Genomic DNA, 26,990 nt, shown 5'->3' on the forward strand with positions numbered 1-26,990 from the left:
GTTGTCAGGTTAGCCACCTTCCCCTGTCATCCAAGTATCCTCTTTCTTGTCATCCCAGTACCCTCTTCTTGTCATCCCAGTGCGTAACACTGGGATCTCATTTTACTTTTTTATGATGTCATGAAAGTAGCCCCTATGATGTCATTCCAGTGCTCCTATAATGTCATCCCAGTGCCCAAGCAGCATGGACAACATTGTAAAAAATAATTTGGAGTTCAAAAGGGTTATTCCTCGAGAACTACTGCGTCAGAAAGCTGGCGTTGAGTTTGTATATAATGTTGACCTTGGAGGTTTTTATGAATAATAGTGAGAGAAAAGAAAAATTAGAAACTCGTATTCTATCAAGCAGAGGTAGGTCTTTGCTTGACCATGAGCTACTGGAACGTAATCTATCTGCATACACAGAAGGAAGAGAAGTTGCCAAAAGGCTAATGGAGCTCTTTAGTAGTCTAGGAAGGGTGATTAATGCTGACTTTCATGAGCTAAAGAATGTTACAGGAATGAACGATGGAGCAATAGCAAGTATCTTTTGTCTGAAAGAGATTTTTGATAGGATATTGAAAGGTAAGTTAAAAAAGCTGTCGATTCTTGATAATAGAGAAGAGCTATTAAAATACTTTAAAGCAGCAATAGGACAGTCAAGAAAGGAAAGCTTACGAGTGATATACTTAGATAGAAGTGGTCATTTAATATATGAGTATATTCAAGACTGTGGAACTATAGATAGAGTACCTCTGTATGTGAGGGAAATAATAAAACAGGGATTACTGATTGACGCAGCATCTGTTGCAATTTCACATAATCATCCAAGTGGAGATATAGAGCCATCAAAAGAGGATGAGGATAACACACTTACATTAGCTGCAACCTGTGAAAATGTAGGAATGAAATTGATAGATCATATAATCGTAACACAGAAGAGCCACTTTAGTTTTTATGACAGTGGTTTGTTGTAATCTGTAGATCGGAAGGAAAGTTCTCTAGCTTTCCTTCTTTTTTTACTTCATAAATTAAAAAATTCAATGTAAGCTTGAACAGCTAAAATGAGTAATGAAAGGTGGAATTAGGCAAAAAAATAAAGGAACTTAGGCTATACTGTGGTTTGACACAAACTGAACTAGGAAAAAGAATAGGTGTTTCATATAGACAGATACAAAGGTACGAAAATGGTTCAAATTACATTTTAGCCAGTAGACTATATGACTTAGCAAAAGCCTTATCGATTGATGTTGCTGATTTTTTTACTGATATACATGCCGACTCACATGAAGCTTATGATGAGGAGATATTAAAATTAGTCAAAGGATATAATGAAATTAAGAGCAAAAGGTTACGTAGTGTAGTTTATATATTGGTAAAATCTTTTTCTCAAAGTATATTATCTGATACGTAAAATGACCATACAACATCCTATTGATAAACAAATAGGGGAAAGGATAAGGAAAAGAAGGCTAATGTGTGGTTTTAGCCAAAGAGACTTAGGTNNTGAAATTTCATTTCAGCATATACAAGGATATGAAACTGGAGAAGTTAGACTTATAGTTGATAGGTTATATAAATTGGCAGAAGCTTTGTCAGTTGATATGTCATATTTTTTTACCAAAGCCTCTGAAGAATTGCATGATAAGGCCTTTCATAGAGATGTAGGTAGCGAAGAAATATCAAGACTAGTGAGAGAATATAAGAGCATGTCTTCAAACTCAAGAATGAGCTAATTTGTGAAGCATAATAGTGATCATATTAAAAAAGATGTTATTTTTTGAAGTGAGAGGAGAATGCTCATAATCCTTACTCATACGTCTAAAATTGGAGAGCCAAGCAAAGGTTCTCTCAACAATCCAACGTTTAGGAATAACCTGAAATCCTGTATCAACTACTTTCTTGGTAATCGTCAACAAACATCCAGTTTCCAATAAACAGCGGTTTTGCAATTTACCTGTATATCCTTGATCAGCAAAAAACTTACGTAATGTTGGAGCTTTGCATTTGGCTTGAACAAAAAGATTTAGTGCACCATCACGATCTTGAATGCTTGCACTGTGTACTTCAGCAGCAATTACAAGACCTAGAGTATCTACAACGATGTGGCGTTTTCTACCCTTTACTTTCTTGCCAGCATCATATCCTCTGGATCCCCTTTTTGAGTGGTTTTTACTGATTGACTGTCAATTATTCCTACTGATGGAGTTTCATTCTTACCAATTATCTTTCTTAGTTTTTTAACTAGAAAATCATGAATTTCTTGCCATATTCCACTTTTTTTTAAACGCGAATTACAACTATACACGGTTTTCCATGGTGGAAAATTCTTAGGTAGTTGTCTCCATTGACAGCCTGTTCTCATCACATACCTTATTGCATCGATAATCGTTCTGATACTGTGTTTTCTTGGTCTGCCGGTCTTTTTAGGTTCAAAATATTGCTCTATCATCTTCCATTCTTTGTCACTTATATCGCTTGGGTACATTTAAAATATATCTTATAACACACTTCTTAACTCCTTTCTACTTAGTTTGAAGACATGCTCTAAGAGAATGGTAGAAATTCTAGATGAGGAGGATAAAAGGAAAAAAGCTAAAAGTGGAAGAAAAAGCAAACTTTGTATAGAAGACAGATTACTTATGGCACTGGAATATATGAGAGAATATCGTACATATTTTCATATAGGACAAAGTTATGGCATGAGTGAAAGCAACTGTTTTAAAATAATAAGGTGGGTAGAAGACACATTANNATCAGATTTTGCATTACCAGGAAAAAAAGATCTATTAAATAGTAATGTAGAATACGAAGTTTTGGTAATAGATGGAACTGAAACAGCAGTAGAAAGGCCAAAAAAAAGCAAAAGCNNGCTTTTACTCTGGAAAGAAAAAAGGCATACTATAAAAACACAAATAGTAACAGAGAAGAAGAGTAAAAAGGTCATATGTACATCTTTCTCCAATGGTAGAAAACATGATTTTCGGATGTTTAGAGAATCAAAGATAGCAATATTACCGCAAACTAAGATCTTAGCTGATTCTGGTTACAGAGGAATGCAAAAGATACATAAAAATGTTGAATTACCACATAGAAGATCAAAAAAGAATCCTTTATCAAAGGAGAAAAAAGCAGAAAATAGATCTCTCTCTATACGAAGAGTGGTAGTTGAAAACGTAATCGGCTTATTGAAAAGGTTTAAAATCATTTCTGACAGATATAGAAATCGACGAAAACGTTTTGGCTTAAGATTTAATTTGATTGCCTCTATTCACAATTTTGAGCTCCTTTCATGAATTTTGAAAGAAGTCTAATCATTAAGATCTAACGTAAACTGTAATAGTGCTATTTTAAATCCGTGTAAGTTGTTTCTGATCTTATAAACAAGAAATAATAAAGCCGTAATAATTATCATGTAAATATACACTATCCATAAGATGGTGTAGCCTCCACTTTCCAGGTGGAAAAACTTTAGTTTGTAAAAGTCATAATTATACTTTATAAAATATAATTATGACAGGGTATGACAAAGAAAAGCACACGGCATTTTATCATAGATACCATATGGTGTGGATCACAAAATATCGATATAAAGTACTGACTAAAGCAATGAAGGAAAGAGTACGAGCGGTAGTGGTTGAAGTTTCTGAAGAAATGGGGGTTAAGATAGAAAATGGAGTAGTGTCGTCGGATCATTTGCACCTATTTGTGGTAATACCGCCTCATATAGCTGTGAGCGATTTTGTCCAGAGAGCTAAAGGTAGGTCTTCACGTAAAATTCAACAAGAATTTCCCGAATTAAAGAAAATATATTGGGGTAGGCATTTTTGGGGAAGAGGCTACTTTAGTGCTACAAGTGGGCATATCACAGATGAGGTTATTAATGAGTACATCAATAAACATACAGATGCACATCAGCATCATTCTATATCTAGTATAAGATTGGAGTAGCTTTACCGCGCTTCCAGCGCAATATCCAACCTTTCGGCTCTCAGCCGATAGTGGTTGAGTTTCTTCCTTCCTTAATCCAGAATTAGCGTTCTAAGTATAAGAGTGAATTGCAAAAGTTATGTGATACCAATTCCCATTACACAGGACAATCAATGGCGTCAACTTAAGGAAAAATATCAGCGATAGTGTATAAAATTTCTCTCTAAAATTTTTACCATTAAATTACCCAAAAGCTGCAATAAATAGCACTTTTGTTGCTGTTTTATTTCAACAAAGAAGTCTAAAATGTGTCCTTAAGTTGACGCCATTGGCTGAACGGATACCATAAATTTTCCCATTATTTCCGAATGAGTTAGTGTTAACCTTTTAATATATATTAATAAAAACCTAATTAATACAACCACTTTCAGCAACGCACAACAACAATCTTGAGAAGATTTTATTTTCAAACTCGGTAGATCTACCTTCTTTTACCACCTTCTTCTTTTTCTATTGAGCGTTGCACTTCTTTATCTTGCCAATAATTATTACCTCTCTGCAATTTTTCTTCCTCGACAATCTTGTTGGATGGACTCGTTGTTTCAGAAGATTGACAAAGTTTTCCAGGCTTTTTAAAATACCCTTGTTCTATGGCTTCATTAACTGATAAACTTCCTAGTAAGCAATTCTTTCCTATTTCTTCGTTACAATTTTTAATCGCTTCAGCAGATCTTACTTCTACCCTTATTAAGTCTTTATTTCGCATATCAGGATACAATCTAACTTCTAATTCTCCTTCACTGGTATTGAAAGTCAATGCTATATCACTATTATCCGCAAGGTCTGTGTAATTCCTTTTTTCCCCTATGCTTTCAACTCTTACTGTACTTTCTCCGATTTTGAGTATGCCGACTCTTAAATTTAAATCTTTAGCTTTTTCATCGTTTAGGATTTTTATAACTTCAATAATACTATCTTGTGGATATTCTATATAAAAATATCCATTATCTATCTCTACTTCTAATTCATCCTTTTGGGTTTGCTTATTTTTGTTTACAATACTCTCATATGCTACATTTTTTAGATCGTTTTCAATTTCCTTACATTGTGCAACGATATACTCATTAAATTGAAGAGAATTATTATTACCAACAAATGCAGTAGTTGCATATCCTATCCTACCATGATAGAAGAGATCGCGTCTTACTTTCCCACCTTTTAATAATAAATTACTAGCAATCTTTTTTATGATTTTCAAGCTTTTACTTGATATTTCATCTGCATCGTCACAGTCTTGAGATTCATTGTTGAAAGAATTACTCCTTTCAGGTGCTACAGTACTAAAGTTTATATACACTTTCTATCTCTATCACTTCATATCTTTTGTCTTGGTCAGGCAGGCGCTTAGTTGTTGATCACTCTCGCTTGCAATAACCTCTTCTTTAACAATTTTTCCTTTCTCATCAACGATACTAATGAAAGTTTCTTTGAGTGAGATATCTAATCCGCTATAATATTTCATGGGACTGCTCCTACTGTAAAAGTTTAAATTATTTTTTAAGAACTTATTCTACTGAATTCGTTACTTCGTGCTAAAATAATGGAGTATGTCTCTCCATTATTCAACAACAATTACAGTATGTTTTTAGTAATATTTATTTACATAAAAGTATACACCTGTTTGAGAATTGAGAACAAAAAATAAAGTGAGTCAATAACAGATTTGATTCTAATACTATATTGAAGATTTTCGCTATAAGCAAACTTTTAGTATTTCTTTAAAAAAATTCTTGCGATAAATATATGTTTTTATTAATCTGGAATCAAGTATAAATTAGGTCTAATTTAATAAGTTAAGAGGGGTAAGTAACCATGAATGAAAGTGAAAAAAAATTTATCAGTTCAGTTCCAGAAAGTGACTCAGGTTATGCTGTAAAGCGCATTCAGGTTAAAGAGTGGTATGAGCCATTTGGCAGCAAGATCTTACCGAGTGTAGATCTTCCTTATGTGGCTAAAAAACTCAATAACTTTTCAGACAATAGATATTGGGCTTGTAGGCAATCTGGTGACTTCATCTTAAATAGAGCAGTTGTTGTTAAGGAGCTACTTAACATGAAGAAAGCAGATGGTGAAAATCTATTAGATGATTATTATAAATATAAGGTTCTTTGTTGGCTTTGCTCAGAAAAAGACATACGTAACGCTTTTCTGCTATTGGATGGATACAGAGATGATTCAGAATTGGAAGAAAAGTTTGTCATAAAAACACTCAGCAGACATTCTGAATTAATGGCTTGTTGGTCTCATTATATCAGCGTCATAGACGAGGATGGTGCATATATCACAAACCCTAATCAGGGGATTCTTAACAGTCTTAAGGAGTTGATAACAAGATATAATGAGAATTATCATAAAAACTTAGAATATCATAATCAAGTTGATTTGTGGAAATATGGGTTTGAATGTGCAAAAGAAGAAGGGTGCATAGAAGCTCTTGAATTCTTTTTTAATAAGTTAAAGGGGGAAATAACACAAAACGAACGTGATGAAATTTTAATTAACACAGCGCTGTATGCTACTTCATCTGGTAGTTTCAATCTCAGGCACAGCAATGCAAATGTTATAGATTTTTGTCTTACTCATCTAGGCGCTGATAAGTATAAGATGCTTTTGCAAAAAGATTATGAAGCTTGTGGCTATTACTCTATATTAGACACATTAGAAGAAAAGTATTTGTTTGGGTATGTCAAAGAGTTAATTAATTGCTTGGGGTCTGAGAATGTCTCACATAAAGAATATTCTACTAACTTTATTTATGGAGTAGGAGATCAGGTTGGTGCTGCACCTAATAAAGAATTGATGAAAATAGGAGGTAATTTTTTAATCTGGATATGGGATAAAAAAGAGTTTGCAGAACATAGGAAGCACTATCTCAATGAGTTAAGTAGAGATAATCCTGGATTCATTCGCGTGTTATCAAGTCTTGCTATGGTCGGTGCATTTCAACCTTTGGAGAGGATATTGGATTCTGCAAGTGAAGCAGGGTGTAGGAAGGTAGCTAAATCATTTCGCAATTCGTACAGGACTTGTTGTGCTTTGTATATTCAAGATAGGAAAGATTTGTTAGATAGGATTCTTGATGATACTAAATATAGTAATAATTTTGTAAGAGCCATAAAAGAAATTATAGAACAAGATCCTAGCTATAAACAAAAATGGGATCATGCATGTGATCTACATAGAGAATTTAGAGTTAAAGAATCTATGACAAAGATTTTAGAGTTATTGTCAGATGATGGGTTAAGTGATGCGATAGAGAANAAAATGAATGAATTTGCACAAGCTAACCAGGCTGGTGATGTACCATCGTCTTTGAGCGATCTAAAGTCTACCGTTGCTATTCGAGAAAGTATATCTAAATAAGGAGGAATTATATGCCGGATGATAAAAAAGAATTAATACAACATCTTTTTAATGCAAGCAATATTGATAAAAACTTTCAAAAAAGATTTCAGTCATTTTTAGATCAAATACCAAAACCAAGTGGGGCTTCTTCTGCACCAGAAAAGGAAGGATTTTTTATGAATTTCTTGCTTGGAATGTTTTCTAGTTTAAAGAGCACAAAACTTGCTGAAAAGCTTGGATTAAAAAATTTACATTTTCAGATGGTTCAGGTAGTTGGAAAAGAGTTACATGTTATTGCAGAGGTTGGAGAAGAACGGAAGAAGCAATTATTTATTTTCTCAGAAAGTAGCGGTAAGAAATCTACTGCTAATCTTGAGGAAGAAATAAAGAATGTAGGCAAGGGTGGTGCATTAAAGGAGTCAAGCGCAATTAAGATTTTGATAGGTAGAGAAATACTTCAAGGAGAAGAAGAAAAGAAGAAAGAGGATCAGAAATGGAAGTTTAAAGTCTTGGTAGAACATAAAGAAGGTAAGGATCCTGTAATTACCGAAGGATTTAAAAAAGTAGATTGCAAAGTAGATGAAAGTTTAGAAGGTAGTATAGATAAGTTAGCTACAGGTAAGTTTAAAGATAGTAAAGAAAATATTGAAAAGATAATTCAAGGAGCTAAAAAACTTTACTCTGATCTCAANGGAAAAAATCTTATACAAAATAGTAATAAAGAAGCAGCGCAACATGGCTTTATCAGTGGTATATTGATGAATTTTCGTTATCGCTATAATTTAAGATTATATTTAGAATTATTAACAGGAAGAGGTTATAGCGATATCATGTTGCTTGTAAGAAGAAAAGATCGTTCTTGGTTAGCTGTTCCTGTAGTAATGGAATTAAAAGCAGAGGGTAATGTGGACAATGCATTGTCAGAAGCGAAAAGTTATGCTAAGGGATTGCGTCGTAATAAAATGCGCTTATTAACAAATGCTGACAAAGTAATTTGCATAGGTGTTAACCTTAATGAGCCAAAGGATTCATATAAAATTTCTGAAGTAGCATCCAAGATAGGAAAAAATCAAGAGCCTATCATGCAGTCCTTACTTAATATAGCCCATAGTAATGGAGATAATAAAGATAAAGTAAGTGAAATAGAAGATCTATTAGGACAAGTGTACTATACATTTCCTTCAGAACAATATACAAGAGATTACTTAAGCCGCTTCTTACTTGGGCAATTGCCATTAGTGAGCAAACCTGAAGGAACAAACAGTACAAAAATGTACTCATTTAACCACTCAGAAACAAATATAAAAGATCGCCTTGTTACATATATGTTTGTTGTTAAGGAACGCAATAATAAAAGTAAGATATTTGTTTTTCATATACAGGAGGATGGTAGTAAGGAACCTAAATATAATAAGTATTCATTTACTAATGAAATATTAAATAAAATTGGTCTAAAACAAGAAGAAATTGAACAAGTAACTCAGGTGTATGTAATGGGTTATAGAGAAACAGGACCTAGTCAATCAGCACTATCTCCTGGTACTTTTTATGGCAGTGAGAACTTAGTGAAGGTTGAAAATAAAGAGAAAGGAGAATACTTTGCAGGAGCTTCTTCTCAAGGAAGACAAATAAGATCTAGCACACCTCAAAATAAGTTTGAAGGAGACGTGCAGCCAGTTGATCAGGTGCCTGGATTAATTGATACATTTAAAAAAGCAATAAATTATCAACAAAAAGAATTAGAGAAGAAAATTGAATCAAAAAAGAAAGAGGTAGGAAATGACAATAAGTTTGAGTTAGACGCTTATCAAAACTTGTTTGATGCGATTAAGGGATTAATGTGTGATAAAAATAAGAAACCAAGACAAAGTCTTGTATCAATGCTTAGTAGTGAAAATAGATTTAAAGCTTTTTTAGATGGATTGTTTACTGGATTAAGTGATTTAGATAAAGATAGGGTAATTGCTGTACTCACAGAATTTCAAGTTGGAGGGGGAGGTAGAATTGATATTATGATACAAGTTGTAGATACTAAAAATCCTGACGAAAAAAAGAAAGTAGAAGAGTTGAGAGAATCTGTATCTATAGGATTCGAATTGAAGTATTCTGACACAACAATGGAGGCAGCTAGTAAAGAGCTGACAGGAGCAGATAATCAGATAGAAGGATACGCAAAATCTAAAAACATCAAATCAATAACAGAAGGTGATAAGGTAGCATTTATTGGGGTTGTTTTCAATAGCAAGGCTAGTAGCAGCAATGAGTTAATATTAATAAGTAAAAAGCTTGTTGTTGCCGGTATTGCACATAGTTCGATAGAGAATGTTCCTAGTGGTCAATCATCTACATCAGTATCGGAAGTAACAGTAGGAGTAGCTAGGCCAGATGTTAACGAGCCAAGTATATCTAAAAGAGCGGGTAGCTCTCGTTGATGATGGGTTTTTTGTATAGCTAGGTGTACAGCTCTGGAGAGTAATGGTATAGGCATTGCCATCGAAGAAGGAATTATCAACAAATGCATACCCTTTCAGGCAATGGTGTCAACTTAAGGAAAAATATCAGCGATAGTGTATAGAATTTCTCTCTAAAACTTTTACCATTAAATTATCCAGAAGCTGCAATAAATAGCACTTTTGTTGCTGTTTTATTTCAACAAAGAAGTCTAAAATGTGTCCTTAAGTTGACGCCATTGGCTGAACGGATATTGATCCCCAGCTAATTTTTTGGTTCATATCTTTTCTCTCTCATTTTCTACTCCATGAAATCCAAAAAGCCTTCTATTTCCTATCTTCCTTCCTTGATCCAGAACGAGCGTTACAAGCTATGTTAATTAAAGTAAATTATTTATTAAATTTAATTAAATTTCAAGAACTACTGTACATGAATCTTTGCAATAGTTAAATTATTTAACCTAAATAGCTATGTGAAACATAGCTATTTGCCTCCAATCAAGAACGTTCTACAGATGTCGTTTTGTTGTCTTTTAATTTATCTACCCAAGAAAAAGTCCACGCTTCTAGATTTTTGCTCACTACATTTTCCACATCTTAGAGCATGTCTTCAAACTAAGTAGAAAGGAGTTAAGAAGTGTGTTATAAGATATATTTTAAATGTACCCAAGCGATATAAGTGACAAAGAATGGAAGATGATAGAGCAATATTTTGAACCTAAAAAGACCGGCAGACCAAGAAAACACAGTATCAGAACGATTATCGANTGCAATAAGGTATGTGATGAGAACAGGCTGTCAATGGAGACAACTACCTAAGAATTTTCCACCATGGAAAACCGTGTATAGTTGTAATTCGCGTTTAAAAAAAAGTGGAATATGGCAAGAAATTCATGATTTTCTAGTTAAAAAACTAAGAAAGATAATTGGTAAGAATGAAACTCCATCAGTAGGAATAATTGACAGTCAATCAGTAAAAACCACTCAAAAAGGGGATCCAGAGGATATGATGCTGGCAAGAAAGTAAAGGGTAGAAAACGCCACATCGTTGTAGATACTCTAGGTCTTGTAATTGCTGCTGAAGTACACAGTGCAAGCATTCAAGATCGTGATGGTGCACTAAATCTTTTTGTTCAAGCCAAATGCAAAGCTCCAACATTACGTAAGTTTTTTGCTGATCAAGGATATACAGGTAAATTGCAAAACCGCTGTTTATTGGAAACTGGATGTTTGTTGACGATTACCAAGAAAGTAGTTGATACAGGATTTCAGGTTATTCCTAAACGTTGGATTGTTGAGAGAACCTTTGCTTGGCTCTCCAATTTTAGACGTATGAGTAAGGATTATGAGCATTCTCCTCTCACTTCAAAAAATAACATCTTTTTTAATATGATCACTATTATGCTTCACAAATTAGCTCATTCTTGAGTTTGAAGACATGCTCTTATATTCTCTCACTAGTCTTGATATTTCTTCGCTACCTACATCTCTATGAAAGGCCTTATCATGCAATTCTTCAGAGGCTTTGGTAAAAAAATATGACATATCAACTGACAAAGCTTCTGCCAATTTATATAACCTATCAACTATAAGTCTAACTTCTCCAGTTTCATATCCTTGTATATGCTGAAATGAAATTTCAACCTAAGTCTCTTTGGCTAAAACCACACATTAGCCTTCTTTTCCTTATCCTTTCCCCTATTTGTTTATCAATAGGATGTTGTATGGTCATTTTACGTATCAGATAATATACTTTGAGAAAAAGATTTTACCAATATATAAACTACACTACGTAACCTTTTGCTCTTAATTTCATTATATCCTTTGACTAATTTTAATATCTCCTCATCATAAGCTTCATGTGAGTCGGCATGTATATCAGTAAAAAAATCAGCAACATCAATCGATAAGGCTTTTGCTAAGTCATATAGTCTACTGGCTAAAATGTAATTTGAACCATTTTCGTACCTTTGTATCTGTCTATATGAAACACCTATTCTTTTTCCTAGTTCAGTTTGTGTCAAACCACAGTATAGCCTAAGTTCCTTTATTTTTTTGCCTAATTCCACCTTTCATTACTCATTTTAGCTGTTCAAGCTTACATTGAATTTTTTAATTTATGAAGTAAAAAAAGAAGGAAAGCTAGAGAACTTTCCTTCCGATCTACAGATTACAACAAACCACTGTCATAAAAACTAAAGTGGCTCTTCTGTGTTACGATTATATGATCTATCAATTTCATTCCTACATTTTCACAGGTTGCAGCTAATGTAAGTGTGTTATCCTCATCCTCTTTTGATGGCTCTATATCTCCACTTGGATGATTATGTGAAATTGCAACAGATGCTGCGTCAATCAGTAATCCCTGTTTTATTATTTCCCTCACATACAGAGGTACTCTATCTATAGTTCCACAGTCTTGAATATACTCATATATTAAATGACCACTTCTATCTAAGTATATCACTCGTAAGCTTTCCTTTCTTGACTGTCCTATTGCTGCTTTAAAGTATTTTAATAGCTCTTCTCTATTATCAAGAATCGACAGCTTTTTTAACTTACCTTTCAATATCCTATCAAAAATCTCTTTCAGACAAAAGATACTTGCTATTGCTCCATCGTTCATTCCTGTAACATTCTTTAGCTCATGAAAGTCAGCATTAATCACCCTTCCTAGACTACTAAAGAGCTCCATTAGCCTTTTGGCAACTTCTCTTCCTTCTGTGTATGCAGATAGATTACGTTCCAGTAGCTCATGGTCAAGCAAAGACCTACCTCTGCTTGATAGAATACGAGTTTCTAATTTTTCTTTTCTCTCACTATTATTCATAAAAACCTCCAAGGTCAACATTATATACAAACTCAACGCCAGCTTTCTGACGCAGTAGTTCTCGAGGAATAACCCTTTTGAACTCCAAATTATTTTTTACAATGTTGTCCATGCTGCTTTAAAAGCTGGAATACCATTTGCCATGTGGATTTGCGCATTGACACTTACTGTGCTAATTCCCTGAAGCGCAATGGTGTTTATATTTGCAATCATAATATATTGTATAAAATTATTAATACAATATATTAAAGAAGTGATGAGGTAAAGGCTAGCAATTAAAGATGGCTTAACTTAGCAAAAAAGTGCATAATATCCTATCACTTTACTGATTACAAAATGCTTATAAGGATAATCGCTTTTCTTTTGCTATACTCAAGCGCAGTTTTCTGTGGTGATTGTAATTTTAATTTACCATACTGTGGGCTCAGTTGTAATCTGGATCTATCATATAGAAATTTAAGTAATATAAAAAAATTGTTGAATAACGACGATAAGTTTGTTGCGCTTACGTTTGATGATGGGCCTTCCAACAATAGAGTAAACGATATTATTAATGTTCTGGAAAGCTATGAAGCAAAAGCAACGTTTTTTGTGCTTGGTGAACGTATAAATAAAAAAACGTCTGAAACAGTAAAGAAAATTCATGAATCAGGTCATGAGTTAGGCAATCACTCTTGGTCGCATAGGAAATTGACATCGCTTTCAAGTGAGGAACAATTGCAAGAACTAGAAAAGACAAATACAGCAATTAAAAATGCAACAAAACAAGATGTAAAATGGTTTCGCCCACCATATGGATGTCATGACGATAATCTGATTGAAAATACTAATAAATTGGATATGTATTCGATATTATGGACAGTTGATTCGCTAGATTGGCAAGGTGATAAGCCAGAAACTTTAGTTGAAAGAGTTTTAAGTAATGTACACAATGGAGCAATTGTACTATTTCATGATCACAATAACAGATCAAACACAATTGAAGCTTTACCTCATATTATTAAAATACTAAAAAAATCAGGTAACAAGCTTGTTACCTTAAGTGAGTGGGGAAAAAAGGTTTGTAATGCAGTAAAAGCCAGAAGTATACCAATAGAAGAAGGAGTGTATTTTGAAGGAATTTTATGCGGACAAAAAACAAAGTCTTTAACCGCAGAGCATTCATATTAGGTNGGTATTCAGCTTACCATTTCCGCTATTTTTAGCTATAGGTTATATAATTTACAAATACGAAACAGACAAAAGTACGAAACGCTGTCTAATAACAATAGGGTACGAATCACCGCTATTATGCCTCAGCGAGGCAAAGTTTTAGATAGGAATAGCATTGAACTTGCGGTAAACAAAATTTCGTATGTTGTTTTGTTTGATGGTTCTGGTAAGGAAGTTGATTTGCAAACATTATCAGAAATTGAATCTAATATAGCAAGATCGTCGGAAACAAAAATAACTGCTCTTTATAAACGTTACTACCCGTTTGGGTCGATATGCTCTCATGTACTTGGATATACAAAAAAACAGCAAGGCATAAACGAAGTAGGAATCAGCGGTATTGAATATACATATGATCATATATTGAAAGGCAAGCCAGGAAAATCTGAGCAGGAAATAAATTCTAAAAAACGCGTCATAAAAGAATTATCAAGCATACCACAGCAAGACGGACAAGATGTGCAGCTAACAGTTGATATTAATATGCAAGAGAAAATCGCAGAGGTATTTAAAGATCACCAGGGCTCCGCAGTGGTAATTGATGTAAATAATGGAGAAATTTTAGCATTATATAATTCACCTTCTTACGATAATAATCTTTTTGCTAGCAGACTATCAAATGAGACTTGGGAAAGCTTGAATACTCCTTCATTACCACTTGTGAATCGTGCATTGTCGTATCAAATTCCACCTGGTTCAATATTTAAAGTAATAGTTGCGCTTGCAGGTTTAAAGGACGGAATAATCACACCAGAAGAGAAATTCTCGTGTAAGGGCTATATGAAAATAGGTGAGCGGAAATTTCGTTGCCTGAAAAGCAAAGTCCATGGATATGTATCTTTAAATGAAGCAATGGCTCTCTCATGCAACACTTACTTTTATAATATAGGAAAAAAAATAAGTGTAGACTCTCTGGTGGAAATGGCCAGAAAATTTGGTATTGGCAGTGGGTCACTGATTGGAACGTTTAAGGAAGAAGCTCCAGGGTTGTTGCCCGATAGAGATTGGCGCGCACGAAAGCTGTATTCAGAGTGGTATTTAGGTGACACTATCAACTTAGTTATAGGACAAGGGTATATACTTACAACACCACTGCAGCTTGCAGTTCTTGCAGCGAGGATTGCAACAGGAAAAGAGGTAATTCCCCGCATTAAGATGAGTAAAACGATGCAAAATTTTCCTGAAATTGAGGTGGATCATGAGCATCTTAGCATAGTTCGAAAAGCTATGTTTGACGTGGTGAATTCTAACTATAGAAAAGGGCTAAGCAGTATACAAATTGCCGGTAAAACTGGTACACCAGAAATAAACTCTAAGGGCGAAAGTCATAAGTTATTTATCGCTTATGGCCCTTACCATAACCCGCGCTACGCAATCTCTGTGTTTATAGAACACGGCAAAGCCCCACGCCAAGATGTTGCTATAGCTAATGAAATATTTCAGTATATGCTTGAAAGATAAAGATTAGTAGCATTAAACAACAGCCTGATATTAGTTTTAATTCTTCTGTCAGTTAATTCTTGTCTTTTACAGACATTCTAAGAAGTGATTTTACAAGGTATATTTTGTGCTATACTTTATTTTATGTCATGCAAATAGCTGATACTAGCATACACCCAAATAAAGTAATGGAGAATATAAAAACCATATCAGTAGAAGATAATAACGTTAGGCTGGATAGGTACATCAGAAGAATCTTTCCTGATCTAAAGCAATCTGTAATTGAAAAATCTTTAAGGAAAGGGTTAATCAAAGTTGATGATTGCGAAGCAAAGTCTAGTGACAGAGTAAACTCTGGGCAAACTATAACGATAAAATACTTAGATTATATTGAAAACACTAATTCTGACCGCAAATATAATGAGAAGTTAGTGAATCTACTAAGAGAGAACATATTATATGAAGACGAATATATACTAGCTATAAACAAACCCGCAGGGGTCATCGTTCAAGGTGGCGTAAAAGTAAAGATTAGCATTAGTGATTTGCTTGACCAAATAAGAGAGGGAGAAATATTTAAAATTGTCCATAGACTAGATAGAGATACGAGTGGAGTGATAATATTCGCACGCAATGCTAGTGTTGCCAGATATCTTATGGAGGAATTTAAAGGACGAAGGGTAAAAAAAACTTATCTGGCATTAACATCTGGCATACCAAATAAAGATAGTGGAATAATAGATTGTCCATTGATGAAAAAATATGTTTCTGGTCAAGAAAAAGTGGTCATTGATGAAAATTCACCTCAGAATGCCACTACACATTTTTCAATTATAGCAAAATTCAAACTCAATGTTGCTCACGTAAAATTGCAACCAATTACCGGCAGAACCCATCAGTTACGTGTACATTTAGCTCATATAAATTGTCCCATTCTTGGTGACGGTAAATATGGTGGTAAAAAAGCTTTTGTCGATGGAATGGCAAATAAAATTCACCTTCATTCGCATTCTTTATCTTTAAAATTGCCAAATAATAAAGAAATCACTATCACCGCTCCTATCCCTAAGCACATTGAAAAGTCTATTGAAGCGCTATCTTTCAACTGAAACGATTTCACCAATCAACTTTTCTGTCTTTGGCTTTAATTTGAAGCACAGATATTAGGCTAATTAATGCGCAGGCAGTAAGATAAATGCCTGCTGCAAGTTTTGTTTCGGTTTTTTCTATAAGCCACATGCATATGGATGGAGAGAGGCCACCAAATATTCCTGCAGATATGTTATGTGCGAGGCTAAAGCCCGTGCACCTAACTTTTGTTGGGAATAGCTCGCAGACGAGAGAATTGTATATTCCAAAAGATGCACCTATCGGTACGCTTATCAATAGAAAAGTGAGCGTTACAATATAGTGGTTATCATATGATAATAGCGAAAGCGCCGGCAAACCGGCGCAAGCTAGAGCTACTAATGTAGGAATCATTACATTTTTTCTTCCAACTTTATCAGACAGTATTGCAAACAGCACTGCAGACGCTCCAAATGTAATTTCAACTACAATCCTTACTACATTTTTAATATCAATACCTGACAGAGTAAGCTCTTTTACAGATATGTTATAAAACATTATTACCGAATAAACGATTGCATTTTGGGCAATACCAACTCCAATTGCTATCACAAATGCCTTTTTATAGTCCCTGATTAATTCTAAAAATGGAGAATGAGATAAGCTTTTATTTTTATCGTGTGTTTTATATGCTAAGCTCTCTTCCATTATATATCTTGTTAAAAAGCCTATTATGCCCATAATGAAGCAGAAATAGAAGGGCAGCCTCCAGCCCCAAATTTCATAATTTTCACCTGTGAGTTTTTTACAAATAGCTATCATTACAAAGCATGTAAGAGAACCAAGCGCGCCGCTAAAAGCTTTCATGCTACCTAAAAAACCTAGATTTTTTTTATCGCTTGAATGTTCTATTAAAAAAGCTGAGTTGATACTTGTTTCTCCACCTGCTGCCATTCCTTGTGTTATTCTACAAAGCAGAAGTAGTATAGGAGAAAATATTCCTATTTCTTTAAAGCTTGGTATAACCGCAATTGCAGTAGACGATATCGAAGCTAATATTACAGAAGTCAGCAAAATCTTCCTTCTGCCGTATTTATCTCCAATGTAACCAAAAATAAATGCACCAAGTGGTCTAAATCCAAAGCCAACTGCAAAAGTACCAAGAAATTTGATTGTACTTAAGTAATCACTTTCTGATGAAANAANAACGTCACTTATTATATGCGTCAAAACTCCAAATAGAGTTAACTCATACCATATAATCATGTTGCAGATTATGCCCGATAGTATTGCTTTTTGAATATTGTTCATGACTTCCGGTTTACCACACCCCACTATAAAAATTTTTATTCAATAACCTTCAAGGATAATTCACGTAAATGCTTATCCTCTACTTTAGAAGGAGCACCCATTAGAACATCTTCACTCTGCTGATTCATAGGAAAACAGATTACTTCACGAATGTTCGGCTCATCAGCAAGCAGCATAACCATTCTATCAACTCCTGGTGCTATTCCACCATGAGGGGGAACACCAAATCTGAATGCACGTACAAGTGCGCCGAATTTTGTATCAACTTCTCCCCGGCTATAACCTGCAATGGCAAAGGCCTTATACATGATATCCAGCTTATTATTACGAATTGCCCCACTTGATAGTTCTATTCCATTGCAAACAAGATCATACTGGTAAGCAAGGATATCGAGTGGATTCTTTTCCTCTAAATCTTTCAGACCACCGTGTGGCATAGAAAATGGGTTATGAAAGAAATCGATTTTTTTACTTTTATCGTCATATATAAAATATGGAAAATCAATGATCCAACAAAACTTGAAGATATTATCATCTATGAGACTGAGTTCTGACCCTAAAAGAGTGCGCACTTTTCCTGCAATTGTTGCTGCTTCATTCTCTTTATCAGAAGCAAAAAACACACTATCTCCAGGCCCTACATTCGTTACTTCTCTTATGTAGTTTAGCCTATTGTCATCGAGGAATTTAGCAATCGGTCCTTTCGCAGTTCCATCTTTATCAAACGTTATATATCCAAGCCCTTTGGCACCAAATTCTTTTTGTGCATGTTCTATTTTTTTGTTAAAGAAGCTGCGTGGTTCCTCTGCTGTTTTGGGTGCAGGGATGGCTCTCACTACCATACCACGCTCAATATTGCTTTTGAAAATATTGAACTCTGAATCACGGAAAATTTCTGTAACATCGCTGATTAATAATGGATTACGCAGATCTGGCTTATCAGAACCATATTTGAGCATTGCCTCTTTATATGTAATACGTGGAAAATCTTTATCAACAGACTTACGAGAAAACTTAGCAAACACTTTATATAAGGTAGACTCAATAATCTGAAAGATGTCTTCTTGAGTCACAAAAGACATTTCAAGATCTAGCTGATAAAACTCTCCCGGAGAACGATCAGCCCTTGCGTCTTCGTCACGAAAACATGGGGCAATTTGGAAATATTTATCGAACCCTGAAACCATGAGCAGCTGTTTAAAAATTTGCGGAGCTTGTGGCAATGCGTAGAATTTACCAGGATTTAGCCTGCTCGGCACTAAATAATCACGTGCACCTTCAGGAGATGAAGCAGTAAGTATTGGAGTCTGAATTTCCAAAAACCCTTGCTCTATCATGAGCCTCCTGAGTTCTGCAATAATTTGTGAGCGCAGAATAATATTGTTACGGGCTTTTTCACGCCTTAAATCAAGAAACCGATATTTAAATCTCATATTTTCTGGGTATTCTTGTTCGCCGGCAATGCTCGCTAATATACTTCTTTCTTCTTTCGCTATTTCTTCATCAAGGTGGAACTCGACTTCCGATTCAACGTGCAAATTGCTAACTACAACCTCAATTTCCCCGGTTGCGATAGAGGTGTTTACCGTATCTTCAGTTCTAGCTTCAACTATTCCTGTAACAGTAATTACACTCTCCAATTTTAAATTTGATATCTCATCAAAAAAGTCTTTATCATTATTAAATACTAGTTGAGTGATTCCATAGAAGTCTCTTAAATCAACAAAGATTAGGTTACCATGATCGCGCTTACGGTATAACCATCCAGAAAGGGTAACTTCTTTTTCTACATCATTCTTTCTTAATTCTTCACACGTGTGAGTCTTGTAGCAGTTCATATTTGTTTCACTTCTAAATTCTTTAAAAAGTATAGAAATAAACCTTATTACATACAAGCCCATTCGTCAGATATTTGTCCAATTTACGAAATAGAGCAGTGTTGCTTTTATACTGTCTTTACCCGCAAAAAAATTGCACGATTTCTATAATTATGGTATAATAGTAAGGGTATTTTTAATGAATTAGATACAGGAAATGCCACTTACACAGATCATAACATATAGCGTAACATCACTTGCTGTAGCTGCAGTATTTCTCTTTTTGAGAAATATATACAAAAATCGCATTAGAAAAATCATATTTCCTAGAAAAGTTTTTAAAGAAGAGTGGGAAGAAGACAGGAAATTCAATAAATTATATCAAAAAAACAAGCAAAAAGAATTGATGAAACAACAGGAAATGCTACGCGAGAAGCAAAAAGATGTGCAAGTTTATAAAGAAGATCCAGAAATAGTTGACATAGCAAAACCGGTAGGTAAATGGACAAAGATGGTTATGATGGGTAATGGTTTAATGCAGCGTTTTGCACAATTGATACATAGAGAAGGCGGCCAGAAAGGATTTTGGGAGCTGTTTGTAAAAGCTCAGGCTTCAACTCAAGGTAAACATAAGGGGAAGGGCAGATAATCCATGCTTGAATGTGAAAATTTATCCTGCGCTCGTAATAACAAAGTATTATTTAAACATCTTAGCTTTAAAGCTGAACCAAAATCAAAGATTCTAATCACTGGTCCAAATGGTAGTGGTAAAACCAGCTTAATTAGAAGTTTATCTGGACTTTTACCGCCGGTATCAGGCAATATAAGGCACTGCGGAGAAGACATATATGATGATCCAAAATCCTATATACCTTCTATGGTCTATATAGGCCATAAGAATGCCTGTAAAGATAGCTTAACTGTTGCCCAAAACATAGAATTCTGGGCAGGAATACGAAATACTAGGGAATTGATTATGGCAGCTATTTGTTGCTTGCAGTTGCAACCTGTACTTAATATTAGATATGGCGAACTTTCTGCAGGCTGGAAAAGAAGAGTTGCGCTTGCTCGCCTCTTGATTTCTAATGCAAGTGTTTGGCTGATAGATGAACCATTTTGTAATCTTGATAGTGCAACGTGTGAATTAGTGCTGAACCTAGTCTCAATACGCTCTGAGCAAAATGGTATAGTAATTATTACAGGACATAGCTCTACAGAGCAATTGTGTGATTTTACAACGATTGATATACGCGATTTCAATAGACTTCTTGTATAGTTTTTGGCAGCGCGTTAATAACCGTTAGAAACGAAAAAACTTCCTTGACAAACCTCGCCAGCCCCTTTATCATGAGACTGAAGCTATTTATTTATCTTCGCAATCTCTGCAGTGGATTAATGACAAAAAACTTAATGTATTTGGCGTAAATCATACTTAATTTTTGCACTATGTGCATTCTATGTCTTTATAAAATCTTCGGGTTTTTACCTATATAAGCTGAAACGCGCTTATAAGTCGTTTAAGACAGTAAAAGACGTCAAATAGACAAGGGAGAATTTGAATACTAGCTACCTTGGGGTTTCTTTGCCTTTTTTTCCGCTCAGTAAATTTCTTAACGTTTATAATTTAGGTTAGTTGCATTGAAAAGCGGCTGAATCGTAGCGTTTAGAATAAAAAACGCCAATATTTTGAAGTACATATAAATAACTAGTCACCAACGGGGCTTCTTTTGCCTTTTTTTTCATTTGGTAAATTTCTTAATGTTTATGGCTAAGAGCATGTCTTCAAACTAAGTAGAAAGGAGTTAAGAAGTGTGTTATAAGATATATTTTAAATGTACCCAAGCGATATAAGTGACAAAGAATGGAAGATGATAGAGCAATATTTTGAACCTAAAAAGACCGGCAGACCAAGAAAACACAGTATCAGAACGATTATCGATGCAATAAGGTATGTGATGAGAACAGGCTGTCAATGGAGACAACTACCTAAGAATTTTCCACCATGGAAAACCGTGTATAGTTGTAATTCGCGTTTAAAAAAAGTGGAATATGGCAAGAAATTCATGATTTTCTAGTTAAAAAACTAAGAAAGATAATTGGTAAGAATGAAACTCCATCAGTAGGAATAATTGACAGTCAATCAGTAAAAACCACTCAAAAAGGGGATCCAGAGGATATGATGCTGGCAAGAAAGTAAAGGGTAGAAAACGCCACATCGTTGTAGATACTCTAGGTCTTGTAATTGCTGCTGAAGTACACAGTGCAAGCATTCAAGATCGTGATGGTGCACTAAATCTTTTTGTTCAAGCCAAATGCAAAGCTCCAACATTACGTAAGTTTTTTGCTGATCAAGGATATACAGGTAAATTGCAAAACCGCTGTTTATTGGAAACTGGATGTTTGTTGACGATTACCAAGAAAGTAGTTGATACAGGATTTCAGGTTATTCCTAAACGTTGGATTGTTGAGAGAACCTTTGCTTGGCTCTCCAATTTTAGACGTATGAGTAAGGATTATGAGCATTCTCCTCTCACTTCAAAAAATAACATCTTTTTTTAATATGATCACTATTATGCTTCACAAATTAGCTCATTCTTGAGTTTGAAGACATGCTCTAAAAGGTTTACCACATTTTTACTCTATGATTATCTTTTTAGATCACCTTGTCTACCTTATTCTGCCACTCCGCTGAACGATACTAGATCCCAGTGTCACGCACTGGGATGACATGGTGAGGCGTCATCCAAGTAACTGACACTGGTTCCTTTATGACGGCAGTGCCCAGACACTGGTTTCCATCCAAGAGGGCAGTGCCCCTCTTGTCATCCCAGTACTCCTTTTTTGTCATCCCAGTGCGTGACACTGGTTCACTTTATGATGGTGTCATCCCAGTACTGATTAGCTATAAAATTTAAGAAAATATTTAAGAAATTTACCAAATAAAAAAAAAGGCAAAAGAAGCCCTAGTCATTGTCTATTTTCAGTATTGGCGTTTTTTAAGTCTTAAATACTGCAATTTAGCTGCTTTTAAATGCAACTAACCTAAATTATAAACGTTAAGAAATTTACTGAGCGAAAAAAAAGACAAAAAAACCCCAGGGTAGCTAGTATTCAAGCTCTCCCTTGTCTGTCTTTTACTGTCTTAAACAGCGCATTTCGGCTTGTATAGCTAAATGAGGTGCACATAGTGCAAAAAATTAAGCATGATTTACGCCAAATACATTAAGTTTTTTTGTCATTAATCCACTGCAGAGATTGCGAAGATAAATAAATAGCTTCAGTTTCATGATAAGGGAACTGGCAAAATGTGTCAAGTAAGTTTTTCATTTCTCCTTAAGACTTCAACGTCTTAACGCACCTGACTCCACCAGCATATAAATTTGCGTGACTCTTTCCAGTATTAAGCAATGCAAGTCCAATGTTGTCTACACTAGAGCGCAGTTCCCCTATTTCCTCATTGTTTTCATTTGTCATTTTAGTGCCAATATCTGGAAGTGCGTTATCTCCCTCAACAAGGTAAAGTTTTCTTCTGAATATTTCTTGTCTGCTCATTCGATTTACGACTTCCTGACCTATATAACACCCCTTATTAAAGCTTATGCCGTTGATTAAAAATTGCAGCGGAAATGATGAATTCTGCACCATATCTTTCGCTCCATCTGGAACGAGATTTTGAATTCTAACTTTTTCATACTGAGTAAAATCCCCAACCGGCTCTTTCATTTCATCTTTATGTATGATCCTCATTCCTAGCAGCTTGTGCCTTGGATCTTGAAAAATAACTTGTGACTTACTACTACACTCCGCCAACTTAGTATTAAATAAAACCCCAACCTTATACAGTGCGCTAACGTCTTTAATTTTCACCCTCAAATAAGTTTTAAGTAAATCTAGTCTCTCCATTATTTGCTGCAAGTGTATGTTTTCGCATTCCAAGAAGGTGTATTTACCATATTCAATAAGAAAAAAATCATATAGATATTTCCCTTGAGGGCTAAGTAATAAAGAGTAAATGGCTTTTTGGCTATCCAACTTATTAATATCATTGGTTATAATACCCTGCAGAAAATCTCTAGTGTCAGGCCCATATAGCACTATCACACCACGACTTAAGAATGGTATATAACTCATAAAATCTCTATAAATAAATCTAAATTCTATTATATAACATTAGGCTCTTTTAGAAACTGCTTTTGGCGTACATATTTTATATGGTGTGCATATTTTACAAACTCCAGCTCTTGAAATCTAACTTACGAGTATATATATAAAGTTATAGGTTAATTTATTGGAAGGAAAAGCAAATGTCAAATGTAAATTTAAATGTATTAGATGATAGCGTGCTGATCAAGCCTATTAGCGAGGAAAAGCAAAGTGCAATTATGCTTCCATCAAGTGCTGAAAAGAAACCTACTAAAGGTGAAGTTATAGTAACTGGTGAAGGTTCACGCAACTCAAACGGTGAACGCGTAGCTTTAACTGTAAAGGTTGGTGATAAAGTGTTCTATCGTCAATGGGCTGGCACAGAAATAGAACATAATGACGAAAAGCTTATCGTGATGAAGGAGTCCGATATACTTGCTGTCATTAAGTAGTCTTTATTTTTACTAAACTAAAACAAAGCACGATACAGTGCATTGTAAGTGATTTTATTGTAGTTTTCTAAATTTTTTATTAATAAGGGGTGATAAAAATGACTAATGTAGTAGTATCAGGTGAGCAGTTGCAAGAAGCTTTTCGTGAAGTTGCAGCAATAGTGGATTCAACGGTGGCAATAACTGCGGGACCTAGGGGAAAAACAGTAGGGATTAATAAACCCTATGGTGCACCGGAAATCACAAAAGACGGTTATAAGGTAATGAAGGGTATCAAGCCTGAAAAACCACTAAATGCTGCAATAGCAAGCATCTTTGCCCAAAGTTGTTCTCAATGTAACGACAAAGTTGGTGATGGTACAACAACGTGCTCAATACTAACTAGCAATATGATAATGGAAGCTTCAAAGTCAATTGTTGCTGGAACCGATCGTGTTGGTATTAAAAACGGAATACAGAAGGCAAAAGATGTAATATTAAAGGAAATTACGTCAATGTCTCGTACAATTTCTCTGGAGAAAATGGATGAAGTAGCGCAAGTTGCGATAATCTCTGCAAATGGTGATAAGGATATAGGTAACAGTATTGCTGATTCCGTGAAAAAAGTTGGAAAAGAGGGTGTAATAACTGTTGAAGAAAGTAAAGGTTCAAAAGAGTTAGAAGTTGAGCTGACTACTGGCATGCAATTTGATCGCGGTTATCTCTCTCCGTATTTTATTACAAATAATGAAAAAATGATCGTGGAGCTTGATAATCCTTATTTATTAATTACAGAGAAAAAATTAAATATTATTCAACCTTTACTTCCTATTCTTGAAGCTGTTGTTAAATCTGGTAAACCTTTAGTTATTATTGCAGAGGATATCGAAGGTGAAGCATTAAGCACTTTAGTTATCAATAAATTGCGTGGTGGTTTAAAAGTTGCTGCAGTAAAAGCTCCAGGTTTTGGTGACAGAAGAAAGGAGATGCTCGAAGACATAGCACCTTTGACTGGTGCTAAGTACGTCATAAAAGATGAACTTGGAATCAAGATGGAAGATCTGACACTTGATGATCTTGGTACTGCTAAAAATGTTAAAATTACTAAAGATAATACCACAGTTATCAGCGAAAATAGCGATTCTGACAGTGTGAAAGCTAGAATCGAGCAGATCAAATCTCAAATTGAAACTTCAACTTCTGATTATGATAAAGAAAAGCTAAGAGAACGTTTAGCGAAATTATCAGGTGGTGTTGCTGTGCTAAAAGTTGGTGGAGCAACTGAAGTGGAAGTTAAAGAACGTAGAGATAGAGTTGAAGATGCGCTGCATGCAACAAGAGCTGCAATTGAAGAAGGCATAGTTCCAGGTGGTGGAGTTGCACTTCTTTATGCTTCATCTGTTCTCGACAAATTAAAAGGTGCAAGTGACGAAGAGCAAATAGGCATAAACATTATCAAGAAAGTTCTCAGTGCTCCAATTAGAAGGTTAGTTAAAAATGCTGGTCTTGAGTCTGCTGTTATAATTGACCATTTGATTAAGCAGAATGATAAAGAGCTTATATACAACGTTGAGGCTATGAATTATGCTAATGCATTTACAGCTGGTGTGATCGATCCAGCAAAAGTGGTGCGCATTGCTTTTGAAACAGCGATATCTGTTGCGAGTGTACTGATTACTACTGAATCTATGATAGTTGATGTACCAAGCAAAGAAAATGCTTCATCTCCTATGGGCGCAGGAGAAATGAGTGGCATGGGTGGATTCTAAGTAGAGTGAAACCGTGGAGCAATTGCTCCACGGTAGTTCCAAAAATCTCACATTTTACTATTCGTTAAAGGTAATACGTTTGGTGCAGAAAGGCACTACTGGTCTTATTCTCCGCATCCGTTTCACTCCTTTATATTGTGGTTGCCTATAGCTAACCCAAGAAAACGTCATACCGCCGCGATATCTCGGCATAGATTCTGCTAACTAGTAGCGGAATGACGGTTTTTCAAATTGTTGGTAAATCTAAGTCAGTTTAGCTATATGTGTTTTCCACAATGACTTATTCTTTTCACCCATTTATATTACAGTTGTATATATTAGAATAATGCTATGTTAATAAATAATCTATATAATACTATTAAATATAATAATTAAAATCTAAATCACTTTCTCTATAAAAGGAGAAATTTACCTTAATGAAAATATATATATATTTAATATTGTTTTTATTTTTTTCTTGCGCTCAACTATATGCTGACGAGGAAATTGCAAAATTTGATTTGCTTGTTGGCGAGATAAATGAAGCAAGCCTCACTCTTAAAGGTGCAATAAAGGTTACAGTAGAACCAGGATGGCACATATATTATAAAGATTCTGGAGATTTTGGCCTTCCCACGTCTATTAGTTACAAAGGTAATGCATCAGATATAAATATTCACTGGCCTATTCCAAAGGAGCATAAAGATAAAGTAGGGAGAGAGACGTTTGTAAGTAACGTATATGAGGATATGGTATTATTTCCCTTTAAGATGAATATATTTTTAAATCAAGGGTATATTGACCTTAACTTTCATATAAAGTATGCGATATGTAAAGATAGGTGTATCCCTAAAAATGCTGAGATAAAAACCAGGCAACCACTAAAGGATTTTATAGATTCTGATATCAGTAACCTCATAAATGAGTGGTATGAAAAATAGAGTTCTCATGGGGTAAGTGTCATTCCAGTGCGTGACACTGGAATCTCATTTACTTTTTTGTTCACTATACGAGGAACTTGGGCCTACAAGTATAATGGTTTCGCATAAAAAATTTAGATCCCAGTGTCACGCACTGGGATGACAAGAAAGGGGTGCTAGGATGACAGAAAGGGGTGCTAGAATGACAGAAAGGGGTGCTAGAATGACGGAAACGAAGTCATACATAGAAAATAGGTTAGGTATTTTCAACTTTTGTATGTATACTTAAATCAAAACACTCACTTT

At 34.8% G+C, this 26,990-nt stretch carries 25 protein-coding genes and 2 pseudogenes; 17 read left to right on the forward strand and 10 right to left on the reverse strand.

Translation table 11 applies throughout. The features are described 5' to 3' along the window. Positions 1-296: 296 nt before the first annotated feature. From NOX90_RS04710 to NOX90_RS04720, 3 genes are all read left to right on the forward strand, one after another. Entirely contained in the window at positions 297-956 is a 660-nt protein-coding gene (locus NOX90_RS04710; protein WP_374699423.1) for a RadC family protein, read from the forward strand. A 101-nt stretch (positions 957-1,057) separates the two neighbouring features. Next, positions 1,058-1,393, forward strand: coding sequence for a helix-turn-helix domain-containing protein (locus NOX90_RS04715; RefSeq protein WP_375603733.1), 336 nt, complete (start codon positions 1,058-1,060; stop codon positions 1,391-1,393). 1 nt (position 1,394) lies between these two features. Further along, a complete protein-coding gene (locus NOX90_RS04720; protein ID WP_375603734.1) occupies positions 1,395-1,715 on the forward strand; it encodes a helix-turn-helix domain-containing protein in 321 nt (106 codons plus the stop codon). Here the strand turns inward: NOX90_RS04720 and NOX90_RS04725 are convergent. Both NOX90_RS04725 and NOX90_RS04730 read right to left on the reverse strand, forming a co-directional pair. Further along, positions 1,701-2,159, reverse strand: coding sequence for a transposase (locus NOX90_RS04725; protein ID WP_375604575.1), 459 nt, complete (start codon positions 2,157-2,159; stop codon positions 1,701-1,703). The two genes, NOX90_RS04720 and NOX90_RS04725, sit on opposite strands and share 15 nt — an antisense overlap. Then, positions 2,102-2,467, reverse strand: coding sequence for a transposase (locus NOX90_RS04730; RefSeq protein ID WP_375603639.1), 366 nt, complete (start codon positions 2,465-2,467; stop codon positions 2,102-2,104). The genes NOX90_RS04725 and NOX90_RS04730 overlap by 58 nt, the downstream gene beginning before the upstream one ends. Before the next feature lie 64 nt (positions 2,468-2,531). Here NOX90_RS04730 and NOX90_RS04735 point away from each other — a divergent pair. Together NOX90_RS04735 and tnpA are read left to right on the forward strand one after the other, a co-directional pair. Beyond that, positions 2,532-3,275 (forward strand): annotated as a pseudogene (locus NOX90_RS04735) (IS5 family transposase); the annotation flags it as partial. A gap of 217 nt (positions 3,276-3,492) precedes the next feature. Next, a complete protein-coding gene (gene tnpA / locus NOX90_RS04740; protein ID WP_375603735.1) occupies positions 3,493-3,930 on the forward strand; it encodes an IS200/IS605 family transposase in 438 nt (145 codons plus the stop codon). A 460-nt stretch (positions 3,931-4,390) separates the two neighbouring features. Here the strand turns inward: tnpA and NOX90_RS04745 are convergent, their stop codons facing one another. Then, complete coding sequence (locus NOX90_RS04745; RefSeq protein ID WP_375603736.1) at positions 4,391-5,266, reverse strand: hypothetical protein; 876 nt, start codon at positions 5,264-5,266, stop codon at positions 4,391-4,393. A 12-nt stretch (positions 5,267-5,278) separates the two neighbouring features. Then, positions 5,279-5,431 carry a hypothetical protein gene (locus NOX90_RS04750; RefSeq protein WP_375603737.1) on the reverse strand — a complete coding sequence of 51 codons (153 nt, stop codon included), beginning with the start codon at positions 5,429-5,431 and terminating at the stop codon, positions 5,279-5,281. A gap of 5,117 nt (positions 5,432-10,548) precedes the next feature. On the opposite strand from NOX90_RS04750, the gene NOX90_RS04755 reads away from it, so the two are divergent. Both NOX90_RS04755 and NOX90_RS04760 read left to right on the forward strand, forming a co-directional pair. Then, entirely contained in the window at positions 10,549-10,791 is a 243-nt protein-coding gene (locus NOX90_RS04755; RefSeq protein ID WP_375603654.1) for a transposase, read from the forward strand. Between the two features lie 17 nt (positions 10,792-10,808). Continuing rightward, positions 10,809-11,192 carry a transposase gene (locus tag NOX90_RS04760; protein WP_375604573.1) on the forward strand — a complete coding sequence of 128 codons (384 nt, stop codon included), beginning with the start codon at positions 10,809-10,811 and terminating at the stop codon, positions 11,190-11,192. Here NOX90_RS04760 and NOX90_RS04765 read toward each other — a convergent pair. The 3 genes from NOX90_RS04765 to NOX90_RS04775 all read right to left on the reverse strand — a co-directional run bounded on the left by NOX90_RS04765 (position 11,178) and on the right by NOX90_RS04775 (position 12,594). Further along, positions 11,178-11,333, reverse strand: a complete 156-nt coding sequence (locus tag NOX90_RS04765; protein WP_375603738.1) for a hypothetical protein — start codon at positions 11,331-11,333, stop codon at positions 11,178-11,180. The two genes, NOX90_RS04760 and NOX90_RS04765, sit on opposite strands and share 15 nt — an antisense overlap. Before the next feature lie 164 nt (positions 11,334-11,497). Continuing rightward, complete coding sequence (locus NOX90_RS04770; RefSeq protein ID WP_375603733.1) at positions 11,498-11,833, reverse strand: helix-turn-helix domain-containing protein; 336 nt, start codon at positions 11,831-11,833, stop codon at positions 11,498-11,500. A 101-nt stretch (positions 11,834-11,934) separates the two neighbouring features. Then, positions 11,935-12,594, reverse strand: coding sequence for a RadC family protein (locus tag NOX90_RS04775; protein WP_374699423.1), 660 nt, complete (start codon positions 12,592-12,594; stop codon positions 11,935-11,937). 336 nt (positions 12,595-12,930) lie between these two features. Here NOX90_RS04775 and NOX90_RS04780 point away from each other — a divergent pair, with 336 nt between their 5' ends. From NOX90_RS04780 to NOX90_RS04790, 3 genes and pseudogenes are all read left to right on the forward strand, one after another. After that, positions 12,931-13,764 (forward strand): polysaccharide deacetylase family protein, encoded by an 834-nt coding sequence (locus NOX90_RS04780; RefSeq protein WP_375603739.1) that lies wholly within the window; start codon positions 12,931-12,933, stop codon positions 13,762-13,764. Beyond that, a pseudogene (locus tag NOX90_RS04785) lies at positions 13,719-15,267 on the forward strand (penicillin-binding transpeptidase domain-containing protein). The gene NOX90_RS04780 and the pseudogene NOX90_RS04785 overlap by 46 nt, the downstream one beginning before the upstream one ends. Before the next feature lie 128 nt (positions 15,268-15,395). After that, the gene (locus NOX90_RS04790) at positions 15,396-16,355 is read left to right on the forward strand and encodes an RluA family pseudouridine synthase (RefSeq protein WP_375603740.1); all 960 of its coding nucleotides are present in this window, start codon (positions 15,396-15,398) and stop codon (positions 16,353-16,355) included. A gap of 7 nt (positions 16,356-16,362) precedes the next feature. On the opposite strand, the gene NOX90_RS04795 is transcribed toward NOX90_RS04790, so the two are convergent. Together NOX90_RS04795 and aspS are read right to left on the reverse strand one after the other, a co-directional pair. Next, positions 16,363-17,625, reverse strand: a complete 1,263-nt coding sequence (locus NOX90_RS04795; protein ID WP_375603741.1) for an MFS transporter — start codon at positions 17,623-17,625, stop codon at positions 16,363-16,365. A gap of 35 nt (positions 17,626-17,660) precedes the next feature. Next, complete coding sequence (gene aspS / locus NOX90_RS04800) at positions 17,661-19,463, reverse strand: aspartate--tRNA ligase (protein WP_375603742.1); 1,803 nt, start codon at positions 19,461-19,463, stop codon at positions 17,661-17,663. A gap of 196 nt (positions 19,464-19,659) precedes the next feature. Between aspS and NOX90_RS04805 the strand changes: the two genes are divergently transcribed. The 4 genes from NOX90_RS04805 to NOX90_RS04820 all read left to right on the forward strand — a co-directional run bounded on the left by NOX90_RS04805 (position 19,660) and on the right by NOX90_RS04820 (position 22,001). Beyond that, positions 19,660-20,091: a hypothetical protein gene (locus NOX90_RS04805; RefSeq protein WP_375603743.1), complete on the forward strand. Its 432-nt coding sequence runs from the start codon at positions 19,660-19,662 to the stop codon at positions 20,089-20,091. Positions 20,092-20,094: 3 nt separating this feature from the next. Continuing rightward, positions 20,095-20,718, forward strand: a complete 624-nt coding sequence (ccmA, locus tag NOX90_RS04810; protein WP_375603744.1) for a heme ABC exporter ATP-binding protein CcmA — start codon at positions 20,095-20,097, stop codon at positions 20,716-20,718. Positions 20,719-21,274: 556 nt separating this feature from the next. After that, positions 21,275-21,517, forward strand: a complete 243-nt coding sequence (locus NOX90_RS04815) for a transposase (protein WP_375603621.1) — start codon at positions 21,275-21,277, stop codon at positions 21,515-21,517. Between the two features lie 64 nt (positions 21,518-21,581). Continuing rightward, the gene (locus NOX90_RS04820; RefSeq protein WP_375604608.1) at positions 21,582-22,001 is read left to right on the forward strand and encodes a transposase; all 420 of its coding nucleotides are present in this window, start codon (positions 21,582-21,584) and stop codon (positions 21,999-22,001) included. A 774-nt stretch (positions 22,002-22,775) separates the two neighbouring features. Here the strand turns inward: NOX90_RS04820 and NOX90_RS04825 are convergent. Next, positions 22,776-23,573 carry a YgfZ/GcvT domain-containing protein gene (locus NOX90_RS04825; RefSeq protein ID WP_375603745.1) on the reverse strand — a complete coding sequence of 266 codons (798 nt, stop codon included), beginning with the start codon at positions 23,571-23,573 and terminating at the stop codon, positions 22,776-22,778. A 173-nt stretch (positions 23,574-23,746) separates the two neighbouring features. On the opposite strand from NOX90_RS04825, the gene NOX90_RS04830 reads away from it, so the two are divergent. The 3 genes from NOX90_RS04830 (at position 23,747) to NOX90_RS04840 (ending at position 26,705) form a co-directional block, all read left to right on the forward strand. Beyond that, on the forward strand, positions 23,747-24,037 hold the full coding sequence (locus NOX90_RS04830) for a co-chaperone GroES (protein WP_375603746.1): 291 nt from the start codon (positions 23,747-23,749) through the stop codon (positions 24,035-24,037). A gap of 98 nt (positions 24,038-24,135) precedes the next feature. Beyond that, positions 24,136-25,785 carry a chaperonin GroEL gene (gene groL / locus NOX90_RS04835; protein ID WP_375603747.1) on the forward strand — a complete coding sequence of 550 codons (1,650 nt, stop codon included), beginning with the start codon at positions 24,136-24,138 and terminating at the stop codon, positions 25,783-25,785. Positions 25,786-26,201: 416 nt separating this feature from the next. Next, positions 26,202-26,705, forward strand: coding sequence for a protein-disulfide reductase DsbD domain-containing protein (locus tag NOX90_RS04840; RefSeq protein ID WP_375603748.1), 504 nt, complete (start codon positions 26,202-26,204; stop codon positions 26,703-26,705). Positions 26,706-26,990: the final 285 nt, after the last annotated feature.

It is taken from the genome of Wolbachia endosymbiont of Anurida maritima (assembly GCF_042182995.1).
Taxonomy (GTDB): domain Bacteria; phylum Pseudomonadota; class Alphaproteobacteria; order Rickettsiales; family Anaplasmataceae; genus Wolbachia.